Here is a 2,381-nt window from a genome sequence, read left to right as displayed (position 1 = left end):
CGGCGGCCATGCCCGCGAGCGTGGCGTCGGTGGCTTGCGTCGTGCCGTCGCCGCTGCCGTCGTCCTGAGCCTGCTGGCCCGACTGCTGCGCGGCCTGCTGGGCTTGTTGCGCCTGCTGGGCCTGCGCGGCGGCCTGAGCGCCCGCGGCATCGGCTTGCTGCTGGTTGGTGCGGGCGTCGTCGCCGCGATGGTCGGTTTTCGAGGTGCTGTGCGTGCCGCTCGACGAGCTGCTGCCCGAGGTCGATTGCGACGACGACGACTGGCTCGATTGCGAAGCTTGCGACGACTGCGAGGACGACGCGTTCTGCGACGCATTCGAGTTGTTCGACGCGTTGGCGTTGTTGTACGCCTGCGAGGCGCTGGACTGCGCGTACTGCTGCGGCGTCGGCTGGCTCAGCGCGGTCTGCGCGGCGATGCTCTGCTGGAGCGTCTGAGCGAAGCCCTGGCTCGCCTGATCAGCCTGGCTGCCCGCGGAGGCGGCGCCGCTGGAGGCGGGGTCGACGGCTCCGAAGAGCGAACTGACTGCGGAAAGAAGCGACATGGTGTCTGCCCCGGATAACGTAACGGTGTGGATCGCGTGGTGGATCTTTGTGCGAGTTATAGGTACGGCTGGATACGGCTAACGGCTTCGATGGCCTGCTTCATGAATGATGCTGCGACGCGCGCATGCGCAGCGCGCGGGCGGCGAATTCATCGGAATCGCGCTGCTCGCGTTTGGCTTCCACGCGCGCCTGCACGGCGTCCTGACGCGACTGCAGCACCTCGTACGAGCCGAGCTTCTGCTTGGTGCGCAGCCATTCGGGCTTCGTGGCCTCGACGCGCTGCGTCGCCTGCTCGAGCAAGCGGCGCTGCTGCTCGATGGCGGCGTCGAGCGTGTCGATGAACGCCTGGAAGTTGCGCACGTTGCCCGCGGCCATGCCCTTGCGAGCCGACTCGGTGAAGCGCGTATGGTACTCGTCGCGGTAGTCGATCAGCGACTTCAGCTGCTTCTCGATCTCCGCGCGTTCGCGCTGCACGCGGCCGAGCTTCTGCGCGGCGGCGTCGACGTCGTCCTGCGCGAGGCCGATCAGGGTCTGCAATGCGGTCTGCCGGGTCATCATCTATTCCCCTGTCCAATGAGCGCGCCGAGCATATCGACGCTCTGATCGTAGTTCGCGCTTTCGCGAAAGCCCTGCTGAAGAAAGGCCTCGATGCGCGGATAAAGTGCAATGGCGCGGTCGAGCACGGCGTCGCGCCCGCTCACGTACGCGCCGACGTTGATGAGATCGCGGTTGCGCTGATAGCGCGAGAGCATCTGCTTGAACGCGCGCGTCTGGTTCAGATGCTGGTCGTCGATCAGCGCCGTCATCGCGCGGCTGATCGAGGCTTCGATGTCGATGGCCGGATAGTGACCGGCTTCGGCGAGCGCGCGCGACAGCACGATGTGGCCGTCCAGAATCGCGCGCGCCGAGTCGGCGATCGGGTCCTGCTGGTCGTCGCCTTCGGTGAGCACGGTGTAGAACGCCGTAATCGAGCCGCCGCCTTCGGGACCGTTGCCGGTGCGCTCGACGAGCGCGGGCAGCTTGGCGAACACCGAGGGCGGATAGCCCTTGGTCGCGGGCGGCTCGCCGATCGCCAGCGCGATCTCGCGCTGCGCCATCGCGTAACGCGTGAGCGAATCCATCAGCAGCAGCACGTGCTTGCCCTGATCGCGGAAATATTCGGCCAGCGAGGTCGTGTACGCGGCGGCCTGCATGCGCAGCAGCGGCGAGACGTCGGCCGGCGCGGCCACCACTACTGAGCGCGCGAGGCCTTCCACGCCGAGGATCTGCTCGATGAATTCCTTCACTTCGCGGCCCCGCTCGCCGATCAGGCCGATCACGATGACTTCGGCGCTGGTGGCGCGGGCCATGGTGCCGAGCAGCACCGATTTACCGACGCCCGAGCCCGCGAACAGGCCCATGCGCTGGCCGCGCCCGACCGTGAGCAGCGCGTTGATCGCGCGCACGCCCACGTCGAGCACCTTGTGGATCGGCTCGCGGTTCAGCGGGTTGATGACGGGCGCGGTGAGCGGCGCGTCGGCTTCCGTGTTGATCGGGCCGAAGCCGTCGAGCGGCTTGCCCGAGGCGTCGACCACGCGGCCCAGCATGCCCCAGCCGACCGGCAGGCGCTTGGCGCCCGCCATCGGATCGGCGATCGGCGCGCTTTCGAGCGGCCACACGCGCGCGCCCGGCAGCAGGCCCGCGACTTCGGTGGTCGGCATCAGGAACAGCTTGTCGCCGGAAAAGCCCACTACTTCGGCTTCGGCCATCGGCAGCGAGCTGCCCGGCGGGAGTTCGATCACGACTTCCGCGCCCACGGCGAGGCGCAGGCCCACGGCTTCGAGCACGAGACCGGCGGCG

2 protein-coding genes and 1 pseudogene are annotated in these 2,381 nt (G+C 68.3%); all 3 read right to left on the bottom strand.

The features are described 5' to 3' along the window. Nucleotides 1-541 (bottom strand): annotated as a pseudogene (locus G3N97_RS38235) (hypothetical protein); the annotation flags it as partial. 100 nt (nt 542-641) lie between these two features. Further along, the gene (gene fliJ, locus G3N97_RS38230; RefSeq protein ID WP_205997917.1) at nt 642-1,097 is read right to left on the bottom strand and encodes a flagellar export protein FliJ; all 456 of its coding nucleotides are present in this window, start codon (nt 1,095-1,097) and stop codon (nt 642-644) included. Next, the coding region (gene fliI / locus G3N97_RS38225; protein ID WP_205997916.1) for a flagellar protein export ATPase FliI at nt 1,097-2,381 on the bottom strand (1,285 nt) is incomplete at its 5' end. The genes fliI and fliJ, both read right to left, overlap by 1 nt.

It is taken from the genome of Paraburkholderia sp. Ac-20347 (genome assembly GCF_017104805.1).
Lineage (GTDB): Bacteria > Pseudomonadota > Gammaproteobacteria > Burkholderiales > Burkholderiaceae > Paraburkholderia > Paraburkholderia tropica.
The sequence above is the reverse complement of the archived record's forward strand: the minus strand, read 5'-3'. Positions and strand labels throughout refer to the sequence as shown.